1 protein-coding gene is annotated in these 241 nt (G+C 72.6%); it reads right to left on the minus strand.

All coding sequences use genetic code 11. The annotated features are described in order from the left end of the window. The coding region (locus OP18_RS50915) for a transposase (protein WP_156090391.1) at window positions 1–241 on the minus strand (241 nt) is incomplete at both ends.

Consider the following 241-nt stretch of genomic DNA (forward strand, 5'->3'; position numbering starts at 1 on the left):
GCGGCGGCGAGGACGGTGTCCCAGGTGCCGTCACGCTGCCAGCGGCGGAACAGCCCGTAGATGGTCTGCCAGGGTGCGTACTCGGCCGGGACGTCACGCCACGGCGAGCCGACCCGGATACGCCAGCGAATTCCGTTGATGAGCTGCCGTCTGTCCCACTTCGGCGGACGACCCAGCGACGGCTGCGCAGGCAGCAGCGGCGCCAGCGCCGCCCACTGCGCGTCGGTCAGGTCGTGCCGCC

This window comes from Dactylosporangium aurantiacum, assembly GCF_000716715.1.
Taxonomy (GTDB): domain Bacteria; phylum Actinomycetota; class Actinomycetes; order Mycobacteriales; family Micromonosporaceae; genus Dactylosporangium; species Dactylosporangium aurantiacum.